The 19,591-nt window shown below is 63.1% G+C and carries 16 protein-coding genes and 1 riboswitch; of the genes, 5 read left to right on the top strand and 11 right to left on the bottom strand.

Going from position 1 to position 19,591, the window contains the following annotated elements; translation table 11 throughout:
- Window positions 1-20: 20 nt before the first annotated feature.
- Window positions 21-2,468, bottom strand: a complete 2,448-nt coding sequence (locus WMO66_RS11675) for a cation-translocating P-type ATPase (RefSeq protein ID WP_349136597.1) — start codon at window positions 2,466-2,468, stop codon at window positions 21-23.
- A gap of 248 nt (window positions 2,469-2,716) precedes the next feature.
- Here WMO66_RS11675 and rplS point away from each other — a divergent pair, with 248 nt between their 5' ends.
- On the top strand, window positions 2,717-3,058 hold the full coding sequence (gene rplS / locus WMO66_RS11670; RefSeq protein ID WP_349136596.1) for a 50S ribosomal protein L19: 342 nt from the start codon (window positions 2,717-2,719) through the stop codon (window positions 3,056-3,058).
- Between the two features lie 107 nt (window positions 3,059-3,165).
- Window positions 3,166-3,636 carry a sigma-70 family RNA polymerase sigma factor gene (locus WMO66_RS11665; protein WP_435387801.1) on the top strand — a complete coding sequence of 157 codons (471 nt, stop codon included), beginning with the start codon at window positions 3,166-3,168 and terminating at the stop codon, window positions 3,634-3,636.
- 97 nt (window positions 3,637-3,733) lie between these two features.
- On the opposite strand, the gene WMO66_RS11660 is transcribed toward WMO66_RS11665, so the two are convergent.
- The 7 genes from WMO66_RS11660 to gcvT all read right to left on the bottom strand — a co-directional run bounded on the left by WMO66_RS11660 (window position 3,734) and on the right by gcvT (window position 12,147).
- Window positions 3,734-3,913 (bottom strand): hypothetical protein, encoded by a 180-nt coding sequence (locus tag WMO66_RS11660; protein WP_349136595.1) that lies wholly within the window; start codon window positions 3,911-3,913, stop codon window positions 3,734-3,736.
- 40 nt (window positions 3,914-3,953) lie between these two features.
- The gene (lpdA, locus tag WMO66_RS11655) at window positions 3,954-5,324 is read right to left on the bottom strand and encodes a dihydrolipoyl dehydrogenase (RefSeq protein ID WP_349136594.1); all 1,371 of its coding nucleotides are present in this window, start codon (window positions 5,322-5,324) and stop codon (window positions 3,954-3,956) included.
- An 11-nt stretch (window positions 5,325-5,335) separates the two neighbouring features.
- Window positions 5,336-6,322: a lipoate--protein ligase gene (gene lplA / locus WMO66_RS11650; protein ID WP_349136593.1), complete on the bottom strand. Its 987-nt coding sequence runs from the start codon at window positions 6,320-6,322 to the stop codon at window positions 5,336-5,338.
- Window positions 6,319-7,722, bottom strand: a complete 1,404-nt coding sequence (gcvPB, locus tag WMO66_RS11645; RefSeq protein ID WP_349136592.1) for an aminomethyl-transferring glycine dehydrogenase subunit GcvPB — start codon at window positions 7,720-7,722, stop codon at window positions 6,319-6,321. The genes lplA and gcvPB overlap by 4 nt, the downstream gene beginning before the upstream one ends.
- Window positions 7,719-9,038, bottom strand: coding sequence for an aminomethyl-transferring glycine dehydrogenase subunit GcvPA (gene gcvPA, locus WMO66_RS11640; protein ID WP_349136591.1), 1,320 nt, complete (start codon window positions 9,036-9,038; stop codon window positions 7,719-7,721). Before gcvPA ends, gcvPB begins: the two co-directional genes overlap by 4 nt.
- Window position 9,039: 1 nt before the next feature.
- Window positions 9,040-9,417 (bottom strand): glycine cleavage system protein GcvH, encoded by a 378-nt coding sequence (gene gcvH, locus WMO66_RS11635; protein ID WP_349136590.1) that lies wholly within the window; start codon window positions 9,415-9,417, stop codon window positions 9,040-9,042.
- A gap of 81 nt (window positions 9,418-9,498) precedes the next feature.
- Complete coding sequence (gene gcvT, locus WMO66_RS11630) at window positions 9,499-12,147, bottom strand: glycine cleavage system aminomethyltransferase GcvT (protein WP_349136589.1); 2,649 nt, start codon at window positions 12,145-12,147, stop codon at window positions 9,499-9,501.
- Window positions 12,148-12,535: 388 nt separating this feature from the next.
- Window positions 12,536-12,619, bottom strand: a riboswitch (glycine riboswitch).
- Between the two features lie 237 nt (window positions 12,620-12,856).
- On the opposite strand from gcvT, the gene WMO66_RS11625 reads away from it, so the two are divergent.
- Genes WMO66_RS11625 through WMO66_RS11615 form a run of 3 tightly spaced genes read left to right on the top strand, consistent with a single transcriptional unit; the run spans window position 12,857 to window position 15,191 of the window.
- Entirely contained in the window at window positions 12,857-14,257 is a 1,401-nt protein-coding gene (locus WMO66_RS11625; protein WP_435387800.1) for a recombinase family protein, read from the top strand.
- Between the two features lie 7 nt (window positions 14,258-14,264).
- Complete coding sequence (locus WMO66_RS11620; RefSeq protein WP_349136587.1) at window positions 14,265-14,615, top strand: sigma-70 family RNA polymerase sigma factor; 351 nt, start codon at window positions 14,265-14,267, stop codon at window positions 14,613-14,615.
- Between the two features lie 15 nt (window positions 14,616-14,630).
- Window positions 14,631-15,191, top strand: a complete 561-nt coding sequence (locus tag WMO66_RS11615) for a DUF5662 family protein (RefSeq protein ID WP_349136586.1) — start codon at window positions 14,631-14,633, stop codon at window positions 15,189-15,191.
- 313 nt (window positions 15,192-15,504) lie between these two features.
- Here WMO66_RS11615 and tsaD read toward each other — a convergent pair whose 3' ends face one another.
- The 3 genes from tsaD to polA are packed head-to-tail and all read right to left on the bottom strand — an operon-like array spanning window position 15,505 to window position 19,575.
- Window positions 15,505-16,521, bottom strand: coding sequence for a tRNA (adenosine(37)-N6)-threonylcarbamoyltransferase complex transferase subunit TsaD (tsaD, locus tag WMO66_RS11610; RefSeq protein ID WP_349136585.1), 1,017 nt, complete (start codon window positions 16,519-16,521; stop codon window positions 15,505-15,507).
- Entirely contained in the window at window positions 16,502-16,960 is a 459-nt protein-coding gene (gene rimI, locus WMO66_RS11605) for a ribosomal protein S18-alanine N-acetyltransferase (protein ID WP_349136584.1), read from the bottom strand. The genes tsaD and rimI overlap by 20 nt, the downstream gene beginning before the upstream one ends.
- On the bottom strand, window positions 16,957-19,575 hold the full coding sequence (gene polA, locus WMO66_RS11600) for a DNA polymerase I (RefSeq protein WP_349136583.1): 2,619 nt from the start codon (window positions 19,573-19,575) through the stop codon (window positions 16,957-16,959). The genes rimI and polA overlap by 4 nt, the downstream gene beginning before the upstream one ends.
- Window positions 19,576-19,591: the final 16 nt, after the last annotated feature.

Here is a 19,591-nt window from a genome sequence, read left to right as displayed (position 1 = left end):
GGCTGCCTGCGGAGCGTTTTTTACTTTTCAAAACGGTGGCGCTTTTTCTTCTGCTTCTTAGCCGGAGCCAGGTCGAGCTTGGCGACGCGCTTATCGAAGATGACGCGGAAGAAGCGCATCACGGTCGGGCAGGCCAGCAGGAGCGTAACGAGGATGAGGGCCGAGCTGGCATTGAGCGCCGGGAGGTCGAAGAACGCCGGGATGACGAGCAGGCAGAACAGCATCGCCGCCGTCATGGCAGCCAGCACAGCGAGGCGCAGGCGCGTGAACGGGACGGAGACATGATACAGCGTAACGAGGCCGACGGCGGACATGACCCAGACGCAGATCGTGTTGAGCTGCTCATTGCTCAGGCCGAACGTCGAGGTAAAGAACCCGGCCAGCAGCACGATCGTCAGGTTCGTCAGGCCGCCCGGCATGGCCCGCCGAATGACGTTGCGCATGAATTTGCCCTCCACGCGCGCGTAATTCGGCTCCAGCGCGAGGAAAAACGACGGGATGCCGATGGTAAACGTGCTGATGAGCGACAGCTGGATAGGCAGCAGCGGATAGGGCATGTCGATGAACAGCAGCAGGAGCGTCAACGCAAACGAGAAAATATTCTTCACGAGGAACAGCGAGGCCGCGCGCTGGATGTTATTGATGACGCGGCGGCCCTCCGCCACGATGGCTGGCATCGCACTGAACTGGGAATTGAGCAGCACGATCTGTGCAACCTGCGAGGCAGCCTGACTGCCGGAGGCCATGGCGATTCCGCAGTTGGCATCCTTCAGCGCCAGCACGTCATTGACGCCGTCGCCCGTCATGGCGACCGTATGGCCCTGCTTCTGGAAGGCGCGGACAAGATAGCGCTTCTGCTCCGGCGTGACGCGGCCGAAGACGGTGTAATACTTGACAGCCTCCTCGAAGTCCTGCTCCGTGGAGAGGGTCATTGCATCGACATAACGATCGGCATTCTCGATGCCGGCACGGGCCGCGACCTGCGCGACCGTGATCGGGTTATCGCCCGAGATAACACGGACAGACACGCCCTGACTGGCAAAATAGCGGAACGTCTCCTGCGCGTCGGGGCGCAGCAGGTTTGACAGGAAGACAAGTGCAATGGGCGCGACGTGAGCGCTCTGCAGCGGGCCGTCGTCGAACGCCGTGTCATAGGCCGCGAGCAGCAGCACACGGCAGCCGCGCTCGGACCACGGCTCCGCCTCACTTCGGATGGAATCATAGCGGTCGCCCATGATGAATTCCGGCGCGCCGACCACATAGCGGCCATTTTCACCGAAATCGGCGCCCGACCACTTTGTGGAGGACGAGAAGGCCATGCGCTTGACGGCGCGCCAAGTCGTCTCGCCCGCGAACTGTTGGCCCATGGCGCGGGCCGTCTCGTTATCCGGCTCTTCGCCGTGGTAGAACGCTGCGAGAATTTTCTCGATATCGTCGTAGCTGAAGCGCTCGGAGTTCAGCGGATAGACGTCCGTGACCTCCATGGTCGGCTCCGTGATCGTGCCGGTCTTATCCACGCAGAGCACGTCCACATGGGCCAGCGTCTCGATGCAGTTCATATCCTGCACGAGCACGCGCTTGCGCGAGAGCTTCAGGCAGCTGGCCGCGATGGCGACGCTCGTCAGCAGGTAAAGGCCCTCCGGGATCATGCCGATCAGGGCCGAGACCGTGGATTCCACGGAGTCGCGCAGCGGCAGGCCCTGGAACACGGACAGGAAATGACGCAGGAACAGGATGATGCCGAGCGGGATGAGCGCGATGCCGACGACCGTGATGAGCTTTGTCAGGGAGAGCATCATCTCGGACTTTGTAGAGCGGACATTGCGCCGCGCCTCGGCCGCCAGCTTTGCCGCATAGCTCTCCGAGCCGACATGCGTCAGCTGCACGCGGGCGCGGCCGGAGATCACAAAGCTGCCGGACTTCAGCGTGTCGCCCGGATTTTTCAGAATGGCATCGGCCTCGCCAGTCAGCAGAGACTCATTGACCTGCAGCTGTCCGTCACGCACGACGGCATCCGCGCAGATCTGGTCGCCCGCCGCAAATTCCACGATGTCATCGCGGACAAGCTGATCCGTCCGCACGGAGACGCGCTGGCCGGAGCGGATGGCCTTCGCCGTTCCCGCCGCGACGAGCGTCAGCTTATCGACGGCGCGCTTAGCGCGGATCTCCTGAAAGCTGCCGACGACTGTGTTAGCCACAGCGACGAGCAGAAACATCAGATTCTTGAACGAGCCGACAAGGCACAGGCACAGCGCCAGCACCAGGAAGATCAGGTTGAAGAAGGTCAGGACATTCTCCTTGATGATCTGCCCCTCGGACTTCGTATTGGACGGCGGCATAATGTTGCTCAGGCCGTTGCTCTGCCGGAGCTTGATCTCCTGCGGAGAAAGGCCCTCTGCCGGGTCTGCCTGCAGCATCGGGATCTGGCGATAGACGCGCAGATGCGGCTGCTTGGATTTTTGTTTCATAACAGTCCCTCAAATCAGCATTTTCTCCGGTCATTATAGCACAGCTCCCGTGAAAAAGCACCCAGTCCGACAGAAATTCACAAAAAAATCACATTCCGCGTTCCCATTCGTTTTCCGAAGAAAAAATGAAAGTTTTGCTTGCATTCTGCACGGTTTTGTGGTAAACTAATCAAGTCTGTGAATGGGCGGTCCTCTGCGGTGATGTCAACACTTGCACGAACGCCTAATAAATGAGGAGGACAAACATTATGGATCTGATGAAGGCTCTGACCAGCCAGTACATGAAGGAAGAACTGCCGCAGATGAATGTCGGCGACACCGTTCGCGTTCATGTGAAAATCAAGGAAGGCGCTCGTGAGAGAGTGCAGGTGTTCGAGGGAACGATCATTGCCCGCAAGCATGGCGGCATTGAGGAGTCCATCACCGTCCGCCGCCTGAGCTACGGCGTCGGCTGCGAGAAGGTTTTCCCCGTTCATTCTCCGAGCATCGTGAAGGTCGAGACCGTTCGCCGCGGCAAGGTCCGCCGTGCGAAGCTCTACTACCTCCGCAACCGCCTCGGCAAGGCCGCCAAGGTCAAGGAGAAGGTCTGAGTTTATCCGCAAAAACCTCTCCCGGGTCTCCGGGAGAGGTTTTTTGTATCTTTCGGCCGGTATATGGACTTGCCGCTCGGGAATACAGTGGCAGGGGGTGGTTTCTTATGCTGGCCGTATGGCTCATCATCAGCAGCATGCTGTATTCCCTGCGCCTGTCGAACGGCGGTTCCTTTCCGAAGCCGCTGACGGCGCGGGAGGAGCGGGAGTATCTCGAGCGCGCCGCACAGGGCGATCTGGAGGCGCGCAATGTGCTCATCGAGCGGAATCTCCGCCTCGTAGCGCACATCATGAAGAAATACTACACGCAGACCTCCGATCAGGAGGACCTGATCTCCATCGGCACCATTGGACTCATCAAGGGCATCTCGACTTTCGACCCGAAAAAGGGCGCGCGCCTTGCAACGTATGCGGCAAGGTGTGTTGAAAATGCAATACATCCGCCGGGGCGTCATTTCCCCTTCCGGCTCACAAAACGGGACCGCTGCGCAAGCAGCGATCCCGTTTTTGTTTTGGCAGCACAGCACAATTGCAGCTTCGGCCTTCGCCGGATATTTTTCACCGATCTATCGGTTTGAAAAGTTTGAGGTACACAAAGTACATCTGCACTTTTCAAACCTTGTCTCGACGAAAAACATCTCGCCGAATGCTCTCGCTAAATCGTGCGGTGCTGCCTTATGTTTCAGAAAGCGCAGAAAGCATGGCATCCAGCAGCGCAGCCTGCTCCTCCGGCGTCGGCGCCAGCTCTGGCAGCAGCTCCTCAAGCAGAGCGGCATGCACCTGCGCCACGCGGCGCGCCAGAAGCGCCTCCGGCTGGTCCGGCCGGAGCACGCGAATGCGAAGTTCCCCTTCCATACGATCCCCCCGCGGACATCCTATGCCGGGGCGGCGGGGCTTATTCCGGCAGCTTCGCGACGAGCTCCTCGAGCGCCTCGCCGAGCGCCTCTTCAAACGTCGGGTGCGGGCGCATGGCTGCCAGCAGCTGGCGGGCCGTCATGCCGTTGGCAATGGCCTGACTGAGCTGGCCGATCATATCGGTCGCATGCTCGCACATGAGCTGCGCGCCGAGCAGCACGCCGGTCTGCGCGTGGGCGACGACCTTCATAAAGCTGCGGCCGGTGCCTGCGATCATGGTGCGGGCGTTGGCAAAAAGCGTGCACTTGCCGACCTTGACCGGGATGTCGCGCGCCTTGCCGTCGGCCTCGGTCAGGCCGACGGAGGCGATCTCCGGGCGGCAATAGACGCAGCCGGGGACGAGGTCCAGCCGGACGCTCGGCGTGCGGCCCGCAAGCCGCTCCACGCAAGCCGTTCCCTGCGCCGCCGCGACGTGGGCCAGCTGCACCGGCGACGAAACATCGCCGATGGCATAGATGCCGGGAATGCTCGTCTGCCCGTTTTCATCCGTATGGATGCGGCGGCCGTCCGTCTCCGGCTGGAGGCCGTCTGCGAACAGGCCCTTCCAGTTCGGGCTGCGGCCGAAGGCCGAGAGCACGGCCTCGCCCGTGACGAAGTCCTCCTTGCCGCGGGTGGTAAAGTGGACGGTCAGACCGTCCTTGCCCTGCTCGACGCGCTGGACCATGGAGTTGGCAAACACGCGCACGCCCTGCTTCTTGAGCAGCTGTGCAAGGTTCTGACCGAGCTCGCGGTCCATGCCGGGCAGCAGGCGGTCAAGGCCCTCGATCACGGTAACCTCGCAGCCGAGGTCGCTGTAGAACGTGGCAAATTCCACGCCGATGACGCCGCCGCCCATGATGACGATGGAGCGGTAGAGGCGGTCCGTTCCCTTAAGCAGCTCGTCCGAGGTCATGGCAAGCTCCAGGCCGGGAATGGGCGGGCGGGCCGGAACGGAGCCGGTGGCGATGAGGATATGCTCCGCCGTGACGGTCCCGGCATCCTGCCCGGTGATCTCGACGCAGCCGGGAGCTGTGATGCGGGCGCGGCCGCGCAGGAGCGTGACCTTCGCGCTGCGGAACAGGCCCTCGATGCCGCTGCTGAGCGTCTGCGAAATTTCGTCCTTGTGGCGGTACAGCGCCGGAAGGTCGAGGCTCGCGCCATCTGCGCAGACGCCCGCGCAGTGGTGCGCATCGCTCCAGACCTGCGAGGCGTGCAGCAGAGCCTTCGTCGGCACACAGCCGCGGTTCAGGCAGGTGCCGCCGCACTCGCGGTCCTCAATAACAGCCGTATGCAGGCCAAGCTTCGCGGCGCGCAGTGCGGCGGTATAGCCGCCGGGGCCCGCGCCGATGACGATGAGTTGATAGTCTGCCATAGGCACTCCTTTCAAATTTCCTGCTCGCCGAGCAGGGCGCACAGGTCGTCCGCGATCTGACAGCAGGCGGCCACCTCGCGCACGCGGCCGCACAGGTCCGCCACGCGGAAGCGGCAGCCGCGCAGGGCCTCCGCCAGCGGCGCGGCAAACTCCGCGTCCATCGAATCAGTGTAGACGGCCGCATCGCGGCAGACGCCCTCCTCGACCTGCAGCTCCAGCGTGATCTCGCCCCAGGGGTAGCGCGCTCCGCAGGAGAACGGGAACGGCTGCGCTCTGCCGTAGATCCAGTCATAGGAGGCAAAGCGCATGCGGCGGGCCTCGATCTCCGCGGCATCGAGCTGCGATTCCGTGATCGTGGTGACCGGCAGACCGTAGACATCCGCAAACGCCTGCGCCATGGCCTGCTGCATCTGCGAAATGCGCAGACCCGGATGCAGCTCGGACAGGTTCACAACGCGCGACGGCACGGACGCGACGCCCTTGCTCTGCAGCTTGCGCTGCGACGGCGTCAGGTATTTGCCGAGGTTGGCCATGTCGACCGAGACGAGCAGCGTCCCGTTGTGGAACGAGCAGCCGTTGTGGTGATAGAACGAATTGCCGGAGAATTTCCGCCCGGCGGCCAGAATGTCGTTGCGCCCGGAGAAGCTCGCCTCGATGCCGAGGGAGCGGCAGGCCTCGACGATCACACGCTGCTGCCGGTGCAGATCGTACTCCGCCGTGGGCAGGCTGAACGTGAAATTCAGATTTCCCATATCGTGATACACAGCGCCGCCGCCGGAGAGGCGGCGGGAGAGCTTCCCGCCGTCCTGCTCCAGAAGCGCCGTGCGGCACTCCTGCCAGGCATTCTGATTCCGGCCGATGACCACGGTATGGCGGTTCTGCCACAGATAGAGGATGCAGATATCCGCCGGGACCGTATCGGTCAGGTATTGCTCCAGCGCGAGGTTATGATACGGATCGGTGTTGTCCGTGCAGAGGTACAGCAGCTTCCGGATCATGCGCGCGTCCACCTCAGGATGGGATTGCGGGCAGCCTGCACCTCATCCGGACGGCCGATCTGCGCATGATGCGGCGCAGCGTGCATGTATTCCGGGTCCTTGTGGCCAAGCTCATAGAGCTTGCGGAAAATTTCCGCCGCCTCGTCGAGCGTTTCCCGACTCTCGGTCTCCGTCGGCTCGAGCATGAGGGCCTCATGCACGATGAGCGGGAAGTACATTGTGGGCGGATGCATGCCATAGTCGATGAGCGTCTTGGCGACGTCCAGCGCAGAGACGCCGGTCTCCTTCTTGAACTCGCTCAGATCGAGAACGAATTCATGCATGCAGATGCGGTCAAACGCCGGGCGGAACGTGCCCGCCATGCGGCGCATGAGATAGTTTGCGTTCAGAACGGCATTCTGTGCCGCCTCGGGAACGCCCTCGCGGCCGAGCGTGAGCAGATAGGCCAGTGCACGCACCACGACGAGGAAGTTGCCCGCAAAGGCGCGCACCTGGATGTGACCCACGCCGTCCAGCGTGGCGGAATGCGGCAGATAGGGCTTCAGGAAGTCCTTGCAGCCGACCGCGCCCGCGCCGGGGCCGCCGCCGCCGTGCGGCGTGGAGAACGTCTTGTGCAGATTCAGATGGATGCAGTCAAAGCCCATGTCGCCGGGGCGCACGACGCCCATGACGGCGTTCAGATTCGCGCCGTCATAGTAGCACAGGCCGCCCGCCTCGTGGACAAGACGCGTGATCTCCAGAATGTTTTCGTCAAAAATGCCGACGGTGTTCGGGTTCGTCAGCATCAGTCCGGCGGTGTCGTCGCCGAGCACGGCCTTGAGCGCCTCGAGATCGACGCAGCCGTTCGGCGCGGACGGGATATTCACGACCTGATAGCCGCACATGGCAGCTGTAGCCGGGTTCGTGCCATGCGCGGAATCCGGAACGATGATCTTCGTGCGCTTCTTATCGCCGCGGGCATCGTGATACTGCTTGATGAGCAGGACGCCCGTGAATTCGCCGTGCGCACCGGCTGCGGGCTGGAATGTCATGCCGTCCATGCCCGTGATCTCGCACAGATACTGCTGTGCCAGCTCCAGCACGCGGCGGCAGCCCTGCACCGTGTGGGCGGGAGCCAGCGGATGGATACCCGTAAAGCCGGGCAGCGCAGCCATTTCCTCGTTGATGCGGGGATTATACTTCATGGTGCAGGAGCCGAGCGGATAGAAGCCGCAGTTCACGCCGTGGACGTGGTGGTTCAGCTCCGTATAGTGGCGGCTGAGGTCCTGCTCGCTCAGCTCCGGCAGAACGGGAGCCTCCGCGCGGCGCAGAGACTCCGGCAGCGGTGTCTCCTCGACGTCACACGCCGGGAGGATGCTGCAGCGGCGGCCGGGAACGCTTCGCTCAAAGATCAGCTTCATTTGCTCAGCACCTCCTTCACGATGGCGATGGTGCGGTCCAGCGCTTCGCGCGGGACCTTCTCCGTGGCGCACCACAGGATGCCGCCCTCCAGCGGAAGACCGCCGAGGATATCGGCCTGCTCCAGCGCAGCAAGGATCTCGTCCTGCTTCGGCAGATCCGTGACAAACTCATGGAAGAATTCACCGGAATAGCGCAGCGTCACGCCCTCGATGGCCGCAAGGCCGCGGGCGAGATAGTGCGCCTTGGCCATGCTCTGGCGCGCAGCCTCGGCAAGGCCCTCGGGGCCCATGGCGGAGAGATAAACGCCCGCCGTCAGCGCGCACAGCGCCTCGTTCGAGCAGATGTTGCTGCTGGCCTTCTCGCGGCGGATGTGCTGCTCGCGCGCCTGCAGCGACAGGACAAAACAGCGCTCGCCGCGCGAATCGACCGTCTGGCCGACGATACGGCCCGGCAGCTTGCGCATGTGCTTCGACGTAGCGGCCATGAAGCCGAGATACGGGCCGCCCCAGCCGAGGGGCATACCGAGCGGCTGTCCCTCGCCGACTGCGATATCCGCGCCGCACTCCTTCGGCGTTTTCAGGATGCCGAGGGCAATGGGGTTGCAGCTGAGGATATACAGCGCGCCCGCTGCATGGATGATCTCGCCGAGCGCTTCGGCGTCCTCAAGCTGGCCGAAGAAGTTCGGCTGCTGGATGCACACGCCGGAGACGTCCCCGGCCGTCAGAAGCTCGCGCAGGGCGTCCGGATCGGTCTTTCCGTCCTTGACGGGGATGACGCGCAGCTCGTCGCCCGTGCCGTAGCAGTAGGTACGGACGGTGTTGATAACGTCGGGATGGGCCGCGCCGGAGATCAGCGTCACGCGGCGCTTGCGGTCGCGGCACATGGCTGCTGCCTCGGCGGCGGCTGTCGCGCCGTCATAGACGGACGCATTGGAGACATCCATGCCCGTCAGCTCGCAGATCATGGTCTGATATTCAAAGATGGACTGGAGGATACCCTGGCTCAGCTCCGCCTGATAGGGCGTGTAGGCTGTCAGAAACTCCTCCTTCGCCGGGATATACTTCACGATGGAGGGGATGTAGTGGTCATAGGCTCCGGCGCCGCGGAGAATGGTGGAAAACACACGGTTCTCCCCTGCCAGCTCCGTCATGGTCCGCCGCACCTCCAGCTCGCTCATGCCGGACGGCAGATCGAGCGGCCGGTCCAGATACATGGACGCGGGCACATCGCCGTAGAGCTCGCGGAAGTCGTGCAGGCCGATGGCCCGCAGCATCTCCTGCCGCTCTTCGGGGGTGTTGGGAACATAGCTGCCCATGTCAGCCCTCCTGCGCGCAGAAGGCCTCGTAGGCAGCGGCATCCAGCAGCTCTTCCGTATCGGTCACCTGCTCGACCTTGATGAGCCAGTTGCCGTAGGGATCGCTGTTCAGCAGCTCGGGATGGTCCAGCAGCTCCTCGTTGACCTCGAGCACCACGCCGGTGACCGGGCTGACGAGATCGCTGACGGCCTTGACGGACTCGACATCGCCGAAGGCCTCTTCTGCCGTGACCTCGTCACCGACGCCGGGCAGATTCACAAACACGACGTCGCCCAGCGCATCCTGCGCGAAGTCGGAAATGCCGACGACCGTGACGTCGCCCTCGGTCTTCACCCACTCGTGGGACTTCGTGTACTGCAGCTCAACAGGATAATTCATGGTAGTTCCTCCCAGATAAATTTTTCAGTATTTTTCATGTCGGTTTTCCGCCCCGCTTCCGCGGGGCGGACTTTGTTGATTTCAGAAGCCGATCTCTCCGGCGAAGCGATCGAGCGCGGCGTTGAACTCCGCGTCGTTGAAGCAGTAGTGCATCTTCGTGAAGCGGCTGCGCAGGCGAACGACATCCTCTGAGATATCCTTGCCGCGCAGGATGCAGTCTGCCATCAGCGCGGCCAGCTCGTCGAACTCTGCCGGGCCGAAGCCGAAGCGCGTCATCTCGCTGACGCCCATGCGCAGCGCGCCGCTGGCGGTGAAGCCCTCTTCCTCCGGCGTGGTCTGATAGTTCACGATGACGTTGTTCTCCTCGAGCCGCTCGGCGACCTCGGGACCGGTGCCGTAGCCGACGGAGACGATGACCTGATGCGTTTCGGTGTAGTCGATGGCGGGATCGCCCTGCACATCGAGGCCCTGCGCCTTGAGCGCGCGGGCGAAGTGCTTTGCATTGGCGATGATGGCGCTCTGATAGGCATCCTTGAAGTGGTTCATCTCATAGGCAGCCATCAGCATGCCGAGCTGCGTGCCGAGGTGGTGGTTCGAGACACTGCCCGGGAACGTGCGGCTCTCAATGGCCTCCCACAGGCCCCACTTGAGGTCCTCGCGCTGATAATTCACGCCGATGACGCCGCGCTGCGGGCCGAAGAACGTCTTGTGCGTCGAGCCAGTGACGATCTCCGCGCCGTCCGCAAACGGGTTCTGGAAATGGTCGCCGATGAGGCCGAGCACATGGGCCATATCGTACATGATCGTCGTGGGGATGTTCTGCGCATCGACAAAGGCGCGGATCTCTGCGACCGGCTCGCGGTGCAGGACCATGCTCTTGCCGAAGATGATGAGCTCGGGGCGGTACTCGTCGATGAGCTTCTTCGTGCCCTCGACGTCGATCTTATAGATGTTGTCGCGGCATACCGGGAAGTTCACGACGGCCGTGCGCTCCGTCTTCGGATCGACGGCAACGTAGTCGCGCAGCGCGCCCATGGGCTGGGCCGACAGGTGGCCGCCCTTGATGATGTGGTTGTTCATGACATAGCCGAGGCGCTGCGGCGTGTGCTTGCGGTCGAGGCGGTTCTTCCAGTCCATGAGGGCGGAGAACGTGGCCATATTGCTCATCTGGCCGCTGACGACGCGCGTTTCGACCTGCGCGCAGCCGAGGTACAGGCGCATCTGCTCGACGAGCAGGCGCTCGACCTCGTCGATGAACTTCGTGCCCTGATAATAGAAGATATCCTTGTCATAGAACGACAGGACCTTCTTGTGCTCGGCATAGCGGCAGCTGGGGTCGCTGGCGCTGAGCATCTGCACGGCGTGGCTCGGCGTATTCTCGGACGGAATGAGGTTGATGCACTGTTTCTGGCGCCACAGGTGGTTCTCCTCGGCCTTCTTCAGCAGCTCGAAGGCCTTGCCGGGCAGGTTCTCGAGAGAGCCGACGGGATCCTTCTCCTCCGGGCGATACAGCAGCGGACGCGCGAACGGCGGCGCGCTGACGCTCATGTGGTTCGCGGGAATGACGGCCTTGAGCCGCTTGCCGCGGATATCGACCTCCACGGTGTCATCCGTGAGGATGTCGCTGTCGATGTAGCACAGGCCGATGGCGCGCTTGGCCGTCTCGTCGGTGATGACGGTCTGCAGGCCCTCGCCCTCGGCGACGTAATACGGAACCATCGTGCCGCTCGTCACCCAGCCGACCTGCTTCTCACCGCGGTAGACGGGCATACCGGCGCGCATGACGCCGCGGTCGAGCAGCGTGATGGGCTGGATGCGGCGCGGCAGCACAGACAGATCGCTGAAGTCGCGGTTCATGATGCGCTTGAAGGCGGCAAACTGCTGCTCGAGCGGCTTGCGGCCGATAAAGTCGCCCTTCTGGGGCGCAAAGCTGACGGCAAACTTGGCCAGCGGCACGGCGAAGATCGGCATCTCGTTTCCGGCGGGATCAAGGCCCATCTCATGGCCGTACAGCGGCAGAGCAGCCTCGAGGCGGAGCGTGTCGCGCGCGCCGAGACCGGCGGGCTTTGCGCCGAGCTCCACAAGGCGGTTCCACAGCCAGGCGGCGTCCTCACTGCGGCAGTAGACCTCAAAGCCGAGCGGCTCGCCCGTGTAGCCCGTCTTGGCCACGCGGACCAGACGGCCCTCGAGCGTGACGGTGCCGAGCGCGTTCTTCATCGGCTCGGTGAGCTGCACGCCGCCGGAGAGCGTCATGAGGATGTCTTTGCACTTCGGGCCCTGCACGGCAATGGCCGCCCAGTCCTTCGTGATCTCCGTCATGGTACAGTTATAGTTCTTCATTGCCTCGCGCAGGTGCGCAAGGTCCTTTTCCGTGTTCGCCGCATTTACGACAAGCAGGAACCGTTCCTCTTCAAAGCGGTAGAGATAGGCGTCGTCGACGGCGGAGCCGTTCTCGGTGGGGATGATGCAGTACTGCGCCATGTTGAGGTCCAGACTCTCGACGTTGCTGCTGAGCACATGCTGCAGAAAGGCAACGCGGTCCGGGCCCTCGACGAGCACGCGGCCCATATGGGAGACGTCAAAGAGGCTGCAGGCATGGCGGGTATACAGGTGCTCCGCCACAATGCCACTGGGGTACTGGATGGGCATCTCCCATCCGCCGAAATCCACCATAGAGGCGCCTGCCGCTACATGGACGTCATAGAGCTGGGTGCGCTTGAGTTCGCTCATTACTGGGTTCCTCCTTTATGATTTCGCCGCGTTCTGCGGCCGCCGGATATGAAAAAAGACACAAAGCCCCATGGCTTCGTGCCTCAGCTTGTCAAAAAGTCCCTTCGGGTCTTTTCGCCAAGCTGCATTCAGAATTGCAAAATAAAATTTTGTAGTAATATTTTGCAATTCTGCCGCTGCGGCGGGTGATCAAACGCGAAAGGACACCCTGACGGTTTCCTTTCACACTTTTTCTTCCCTCCGAAGCTTTTGGCTTGGCAGTTTTTTTGACAGTCTGAGACACACGGCCCCTTGGCTTCGTGCCTCCGTCCATTACCTGAGAGATTCCCCGCCGTTTCCGGCAGGTTGCACCTTCGGCGTGCGGCTGCCGCCGCACTCTTCGGAGTGTCGTCATCGCCCGACCCTTTTGCCTGAGAGCTTCTGCATTCCCCTTCGGCGCCGCGCAGCGCGCGGTCTCTCCCGGACCAATCATCCGACACTTATTCAGTTCCGGTGTTATCCCGGCGCGGTCCTTCCCGCGCCCTTTTTACAATACCATTTTCTACACGGTTTTGTCAACAATTATTCGGAAATTTTTCCTGATTTTGTTTGCATTGTACAAAGGTATCTGCCGCAGCCGGGCATAAATTCCAGCCGGGCGGCATTTACTTTCCTGCCTCCTTATGCTATCATGAAGGAGAGCACATCACATAGCAGGGTGGTGCTGCCATTGCACGAACAAGGCATTGCGATCTACTCCCGAAAATCCCGCTTCACCGGCAAGGGTGAAAGCGTGGGCAACCAGATCGAGCTATGCCGCCAGTATCTCCGCGCGCACGAGCCGGACGCGCCGGAGCCGGAAATTTTTGAAGATGACGGCTTCTCCGGCGGGGACCTGAACCGCCCCGCCTTCCGGCGGATGATGCGCGCGGCCGAGGCCGGGCGCTTCCGTATGCTCATCGTCTACCGGCTCGACCGGATCAGCCGCAGTATCGGGGACTTCACCGCCCTCATTGAGCGGCTTGCACAGCTGAACGTGGCGTTTGTCTCCATCCGGGAGCAGTTTGACACGTCCACGCCCATGGGACGCGCCATGATGTACATCGCGTCCGTCTTCTCGCAGCTTGAGCGCGAGACCATCGCAGAGCGCATCCGCGACAACCTCCGTGAGCTGGCCAAGACCGGCCGCTGGCTCGGCGGCATCACGCCGACCGGCTTTTCCTCGGAGGCCGTGCAGGCCGTCACCGTCGACGGGCGCACAAAGCGTGCCTGCCGCTTGCGGCTCGTTCCGGAGGAGGCGGAGACCGTCAAGGCCATGTACAGCCTGTTCGCACGCCTCGGCTCTCTGACAGCCGTTGTAAAGGGACTGCAGGAGCACGGTCTTACCACAAAAAACGGCAACGCGTTCACGCGCCACGCCGTGCGCGATATCCTGCACAACCCGGTCTATGCGCGGGCGGATGCGGATATGCTTGCCTGGCTCCGGGCAGCAGGCACGGAGCTTTCCGCCGCGCAGGAGGAATTTGACGGGCGGCACGGCGTCCTTGCCTATCACCGCACGGATCAGTCCCGCGGCCGCACCGCCGTCGCCCTGCCGCCGGAGGCCTGGATCGTTGCGGTTGGGCAGCACCCCGGGCTCATCCCCGGCTCACAGTGGGCCGCCGTGCAGGAGCGGCTCCGGCGGACGGACTGCCGCACGCCGCGTACGGAGCACGAGACGCCCGCCCTGTTAGCCGGTCTGCTGCAGTGCCGCTGCGGCAGACCGATGTATGCCAAGTACCGCCGCGCGGCAGACGGCGAGCGCTTTTCCTATGTCTGCCGTGCGAAATCGACCGGCGGACGGGAACAATGCAGCTGCCCGAACGTTCCTGGCACTGCAGCAGACGCCGCCGTGCGCGCCATGCTCTGCGCCCTGCCGGAGGACCATGCCGCGCTGGCGGCCGCACTCTGGGGGCTGCGGCGCGGCCTGCCTGAATCCTCCCCTGCGCCGCCGGACCGTGTCCCCCTCGTGCTCCGCGATTGCCTGGACACCATCCGCCGGACGCAGCGCGTCCTTGAGGCCCTGACGGAGCAGCTCCGCTGGGACGGCGAAACGCTGTGCGTGACGCTCCGCCGGGTGGATTGCAAATGAGATCCTCATGTACTTCCGCGGGCAGCGGAAGAGCGCGTCAGACGTTTCGCTCTCGGAATGCATCGAGACCGGGCGGGATGGCAACGCGCTGTCGCTGATGGACGTGATCTGCTCGGAGGAGGATCTGTTCGAGCAGCTGTCCGAAAAAGAGATCTACGGCAGGCTCCACGCCGCCGTGAACACCTGCCTGACCCCGCGCGAGCAGCGCATCATTCTGCTGCGCTACGGGCTGGGCAACCGCAAGCCGCTGACACAGCGGGAGATCGCCGTGCAGTGCGGCATCAGCCGCAGCTACGTCAGCCGCATCGAAAAACGCGCCCTGCAGAAGCTGGAGGACGCACTGACAAAAGAAACCTGAAGGGAACGATCACAAATGCATCCATGGAAACATTTCTGTACCATCACGCGCCACCGCTGGAAGGTGTGCAGTCACTGCTTCCGCGTCGGGCTGTATTGGCGCGGCCTGACGCACGACCTGTCCAAATACTCCCCCACAGAGTTCTGGACCGGCGCAAAATACTATCAGGGCACGCGCAGCCCGAACTCCTATGAGCGCGAGCTCTACGGCTACTCCGCCGCATGGATGCACCACAAGGGCCGCAACCGCCACCACTACGAATACTGGACGGACATCGACCCGAAGACGAAGGTCTACCGCGCCGTGCCGATGCCGCGAAAATTCTTTGTGGAGATGGTCATGGACCGCATCGCCGCCTGTAAAATTTACCACGGCAGCGCCTACACGGACGCCGATGCCCTCAACTATCTCGTCCACGCCGAGGAGGTCCGCGACGGCTCGATGATGCACCCGGACACGCGCCGCGAGCTTCTCTATGTGCTGACCATGCTGCGCGACCGCGGCGAAAAGGAGACGTTCCGCTTCCTGCGCGAGGTCGTGCTGGCCGGGAAGCCGTTTGCCGTTCCTGCGCAGTGACAAAAATGCAGGAATCATTTCCTTTTCTGCCCGCAGGCCGATCCGGTCGGAAGTTGACAATAATGAAGGGCAAAACTGCCATCCACAGGAGTTATTCACATTCTGCACAAGGTTGTGCACAGCAGGACCCCTGATTTAGCGGGCTTTCGCGGGGATTTCGGGCAGTTGTGCACAGCCCTGCAAAAACGCCTCTGCACAGCAGTGCCATGTTCCGGAGTTGACATAACCCCGTTTGTGACAAAAATTTACAGACAGGTAACAGGAAATTAAAATGCAGGATGCCGATCGACATCCTGCATTGATTTTTTGGACCTTATAAGGCCTCGCCCTCCATGGAGCGCGTGGCATAGGCGTTGAGCGTCTGGTCGGCGATGTTGCCAGCGAGATACTCATAATACGCCTGCGCGCCGATCATCGCTCCGTTGTCACCGCACAGCGACAGCGGCGGCATGCAAAGGCGCACGCCGCGGGCGGCCGTCTCCCGCTGCAGCGCAGCGCGGATGCGGCTGTTGGCGGCCACGCCGCCCGCCACGGCCAGCGTTTTCCGCCCCGTCTGTTCCAGCGCCAGCATGGCGCGCGGCACGAGCATGCCACACACAGCCTCCGAGAAGGCGGCGCAGAGGTCCGGGATGACGATCTGCTCGCCCTTCTGCCCGGCGTTATGGATGAGATTCACGGCCGAAGTCTTCAGGCCGGAGAACGACAGGTCTAGCGGATTGCCGCTCAGGTGCGGCCGGGGCATGGGATAGCGCGACGGGTCTCCGCCCTGCGCCGCGCGGTCAAGGGCCGCACCGCCGGGGTATGGCATGCCGAGCAGCCGCGCGACCTTGTCGAAGCACTCCCCGGCCGCGTCGTCGCGCGTGCCGCCGAGAATGCGCAGCTTCGTATAGTCCTCGACATCGACGAACATGGTGTGCCCGCCGGAGACGACAAGGCACAGAAACGGCGGCTCCAGGTCCGGGTAGGCCAGATAGTTGGCCGCGATATGGCCCTTGATGTGGTGGACCGGAATGAGCGGCACATCGAGCGCCAGTGCAGCCGCCTTGGCAAAATTCACGCCGACGAGCAGCGCGCCGATAAGGCCGGGCGCATACGTCACGGCGACGGCGTCCAGCTCGCCGCGCGTCAGGCCGGTGTTCTCCAGCGCCTGCTCGGCAAGACCGTAGATGGCCTCAATATGCTTGCGCGAGGCGATCTCCGGCACAACGCCGCCGTATTCACGGTGCAGCGCCACCTGCGAGGCGATGCAGTCCGTCAGGATGCGTCTTCCGTCCTCCACAATGGCGACGGCGGTCTCGTCGCAGGAGGACTCAATGGCAAGGATCCGCATGATCGAGCTCCTTTCTGAGGATCAGCGCGTCCTCTCGGGGCGCGAGATAGTAATTGGGCCTGCGCCCGATGCAGGCAAAGCCCGCTGCGGTATAGAGCCGCTGGGCCGGGAGATTGGAGGCACGGACCTCCAGCGTCAGAGAGCCGATGCCGCGCGCAGCCAGCCTTTCCTGCAGCGCCTGCAGAAGCGCCTGTGCCGTACCGCGGCGGCGCAGCTCCGGCACGACGGCCAGATTCATCATATCGGCCTCCGGCGGCACGAGCTGCGCGCCGACATAGCCCGCAAATGCGCCGTCCAGCCGCGCGACGAGCCAGAGGCTGAAGCCGGTTTCCAACTCCTCCGCAATGGAGTTTTCGCTCCAAGGCGCGGAGAAGCACAGACGCTCCAGCGCGGCGATGTCCGCCACGTCGGCGGCGGTCATTTCCTGAATTTCGATCATTTGGCGGCGTACCAGCTTTCTCCCTGCTTGGCCTCGGCCACGAGCGGGACCCGCAGCGCAGCGGCGTGCTCCATCTCATTCGTGACGATCTGCATGACCTGCTGCGCCTCTTCCTGCGGGCACTCGACGATCAGCTCATCATGCACCTGCAGCAGCAGCCTGGCCTGCAGCCCCTCGAGCGCATGGAACACGCGCACCATGGCCAGCTTGATGATGTCCGCCGCGCTGCCCTGCACGGGCGTGTTGAGCGCGATGCGCTCCGCACCGGAGCGGACGTTGAAATTCGAGCTTTTGATCTCCGGAATGGCGCGGCGGCGGCCGAAGATCGTCTCCACATAGCCCTTTTCGCGCGCCGTCTCCTTGATATCGTGCATATAGGCGCGCACGCCGCTGTATTTTTCGAGATAGCTGTCGATATAGGCCTTGGCCTCCGCACGGGACACGCCGATGTCCTGCGCCAGGGAGAACTCCGAGATGCCGTAGACGATGCCGAAGTTCACGGCCTTGGCATGGCGGCGCATGAGCGGCGTGACGGATTCCAGCGGCACGCCGAACACCTGCGAGGCCGTCACGGCATGGAAGTCCTCACCGGAGCGGAACGCCTCCTGCATGCGCGTATCGTCCGCGATATGCGCCAGCACGCGCAGCTCGATCTGGCTGTAGTCCGCGTCGACCAACACCCAGCCGGGGCGCGGGACGAACATGCGGCGAATTTCGCTGCCGAGCTCTGTGCGCACGGGGATGTTCTGCAGGTTCGGGTCCGTGGAGGACAGGCGGCCCGTCGCCGTGACCGTGTTCTGAAACGTCGTGCGGATGCGGCCGTCCGGCCCGATGACCTTCTGCAGGCCGTCGGCATAGGTTGACTTCAGCTTTGTGAGCATGCGGTAGTCCATGATGGCCTGCACGGCAGGATGCCGGTCGCGGAGCTTTTCCAGCACCTCGGCATTTGTGGAATAGCCGCTCTTTGTCTTCTTGACGGGCGGCAGGCCGAGCGTTTCAAACAGGAATACGCCGAGCTGGCGCGTGGAATTGAGGTTAAACGTCTCTCCGGCATAGCCGAAGATCAGGCTCTCGCAGGCATCGATGCGCTCGGAGAGCATCTCGCCGAAGTCATGCAGGGCCTGCGCGTCGACGAGGATGCCGTCGTGCTCCATCTGCGCCAGCACCGGGCACAGCGGCAGCTCGATGTTCTCGAACAGCGGCTGCATGCCCTGCTCGCGCAGGCGCTTGCCGAGCTCCTCCGTCAGGCCGTCGATGCAGGCCGTCCGGATGGCAAGGACGCTTTCCTGCGGGAGCGAGGCCTCGTCCGCAGGCGGGATGTGCAGATAGTCCTGCGCCAGCTGCGGCAGGGCGTAGGCCCCGCGCGTCGCATCGAGCAGATAGGCCGCCACGGCCGTGTCGAACACGATCCCCGCAGGCTCCACGCCGAGAGCCAGCAGCGCACGCAGCAGCGGCTTGCTGTCGTGCACGGTCTTCGGCACGTCCGCCGCAAACAGGCGCTGCAGCAGCGGCACATAGTCCGTTCCGAGCGTTTCGCGGCGCAGCACATAGGCCGTCTGGTCCGGGCCGTCCATGTGCGGCGCGGCCACGAGCATAGAGAGATCGTCCGCGGCAGCAATGCTGAGCGTCACGCCTGATAACAGCGGCTGCGCCTGCTCCGGGGTCTGCACGTCCAGAAGCGTGCAGGAGCCTGTCACGGGCTGTGCCTGCTCCGCACCCTCCGGCTCGTCCTGCTCCAACGCAGCGCTGCGCAGGCCGTGGCGGTCGATGAGGCGCTGGAATTCCAGCGTGGTGAACAGGTCATACAGCGCCCGGCGCTTCGGCGGCCGGATGAGATTGTTCTCCGGCGTGAAGTCGATGGGCGCATCGCAGCGGATCGTCGCCAGCTCATAGGAAAGGTAGGCCGACTCGCGGCCGTTTTCGAGCTTATCAAACAGCTTTCCCTTCATGTTTTCCCGGGAAAGGTTGGCATAGACGCCGTCGAGCGTACCGAAGCGCTTCAGCAGGTCGTTTGCCGTCTTCGGCCCGACGCCCGCTACACCCGGGATATTGTCCGAGCTGTCGCCCATAAGAGCCTTCAGATCGATGAGGCGCTTCGGCTCCAGCCCGTATTCCGCGCGGAAGACGTCCGGCGTATAGCGCTCCGTCCGCGTCTGCCCGCCCTGCGTGTGCACCAGGCGCACGGAGACGTGCTCGTCGACGAGCTGCAGGCTGTCGCGGTCTCCCGTCAGGATAACGCAGTCCCACCCGGCCTCCTCGCACAGACGGCCGACCGTGCCGAGCACATCGTCCGCCTCCCAGCCCTCGCAGGCATAGACCGGGATGCTCATCGCGGCGAGCACCTGCTTCATGACCGGCATCTGCATGGCAAGCTCCTCCGGCATGGGGTGGCGCGTAGCCTTGTAGCCGTCATAACGCAGATGGCGGAACGTCGGCGCGTGCAGGTCAAAGGCCACGCACAGCGCGTCCGGCTGCTCCTCGCTGCGCTCCTTTTCCAGAATATTCAGAAAGCCGTAGATCGCATTGGTATAAAGTCCGTCACGGGTTGTCAGCGGCCGCACGCCGTAAAACGCGCGGTTGATGACGCTGTTCCCGTCCAGGATCATCAGCTTCATATGGTATCTCCTTCGA

The organism is Faecousia intestinalis, from assembly GCF_040096185.1.
Taxonomy (GTDB): domain Bacteria; phylum Bacillota; class Clostridia; order Oscillospirales; family Oscillospiraceae; genus JAZOXB01.
Note: the sequence above shows the minus strand (reverse complement) of the source record. Positions and strands in the feature narration are given on the sequence as shown.

Excerpts from the sequence above, each read along its gene's own strand:
- WMO66_RS11675 (WP_349136597.1), bottom strand. The coding sequence starts at position 2,468 with ATGAAACAAAAATCCAAGCAGCCGCATCTGCGCGTCTATCGCCAGATC.
- rplS (WP_349136596.1), top strand. The coding sequence starts at position 2,717 with ATGGATCTGATGAAGGCTCTGACCAGCCAGTACATGAAGGAAGAACTG.
- WMO66_RS11665 (WP_435387801.1), top strand. The coding sequence starts at position 3,166 with ATGCTGGCCGTATGGCTCATCATCAGCAGCATGCTGTATTCCCTGCGC.
- WMO66_RS11660 (WP_349136595.1), bottom strand. The coding sequence starts at position 3,913 with ATGGAAGGGGAACTTCGCATTCGCGTGCTCCGGCCGGACCAGCCGGAG.
- lpdA (WP_349136594.1), bottom strand. The coding sequence starts at position 5,324 with ATGGCAGACTATCAACTCATCGTCATCGGCGCGGGCCCCGGCGGCTAT.
- lplA (WP_349136593.1), bottom strand. The coding sequence starts at position 6,322 with ATGATCCGGAAGCTGCTGTACCTCTGCACGGACAACACCGATCCGTAT.
- gcvPB (WP_349136592.1), bottom strand. The coding sequence starts at position 7,722 with ATGAAGCTGATCTTTGAGCGAAGCGTTCCCGGCCGCCGCTGCAGCATC.
- gcvPA (WP_349136591.1), bottom strand. The coding sequence starts at position 9,038 with ATGGGCAGCTATGTTCCCAACACCCCCGAAGAGCGGCAGGAGATGCTG.
- gcvH (WP_349136590.1), bottom strand. The coding sequence starts at position 9,417 with ATGAATTATCCTGTTGAGCTGCAGTACACGAAGTCCCACGAGTGGGTG.
- gcvT (WP_349136589.1), bottom strand. The coding sequence starts at position 12,147 with ATGAGCGAACTCAAGCGCACCCAGCTCTATGACGTCCATGTAGCGGCA.
- WMO66_RS11620 (WP_349136587.1), top strand. The coding sequence starts at position 14,265 with ATGTACTTCCGCGGGCAGCGGAAGAGCGCGTCAGACGTTTCGCTCTCG.
- WMO66_RS11615 (WP_349136586.1), top strand. The coding sequence starts at position 14,631 with ATGCATCCATGGAAACATTTCTGTACCATCACGCGCCACCGCTGGAAG.
- tsaD (WP_349136585.1), bottom strand. The coding sequence starts at position 16,521 with ATGCGGATCCTTGCCATTGAGTCCTCCTGCGACGAGACCGCCGTCGCC.
- rimI (WP_349136584.1), bottom strand. The coding sequence starts at position 16,960 with ATGATCGAAATTCAGGAAATGACCGCCGCCGACGTGGCGGACATCGCC.
- polA (WP_349136583.1), bottom strand. The coding sequence starts at position 19,575 with ATGAAGCTGATGATCCTGGACGGGAACAGCGTCATCAACCGCGCGTTT.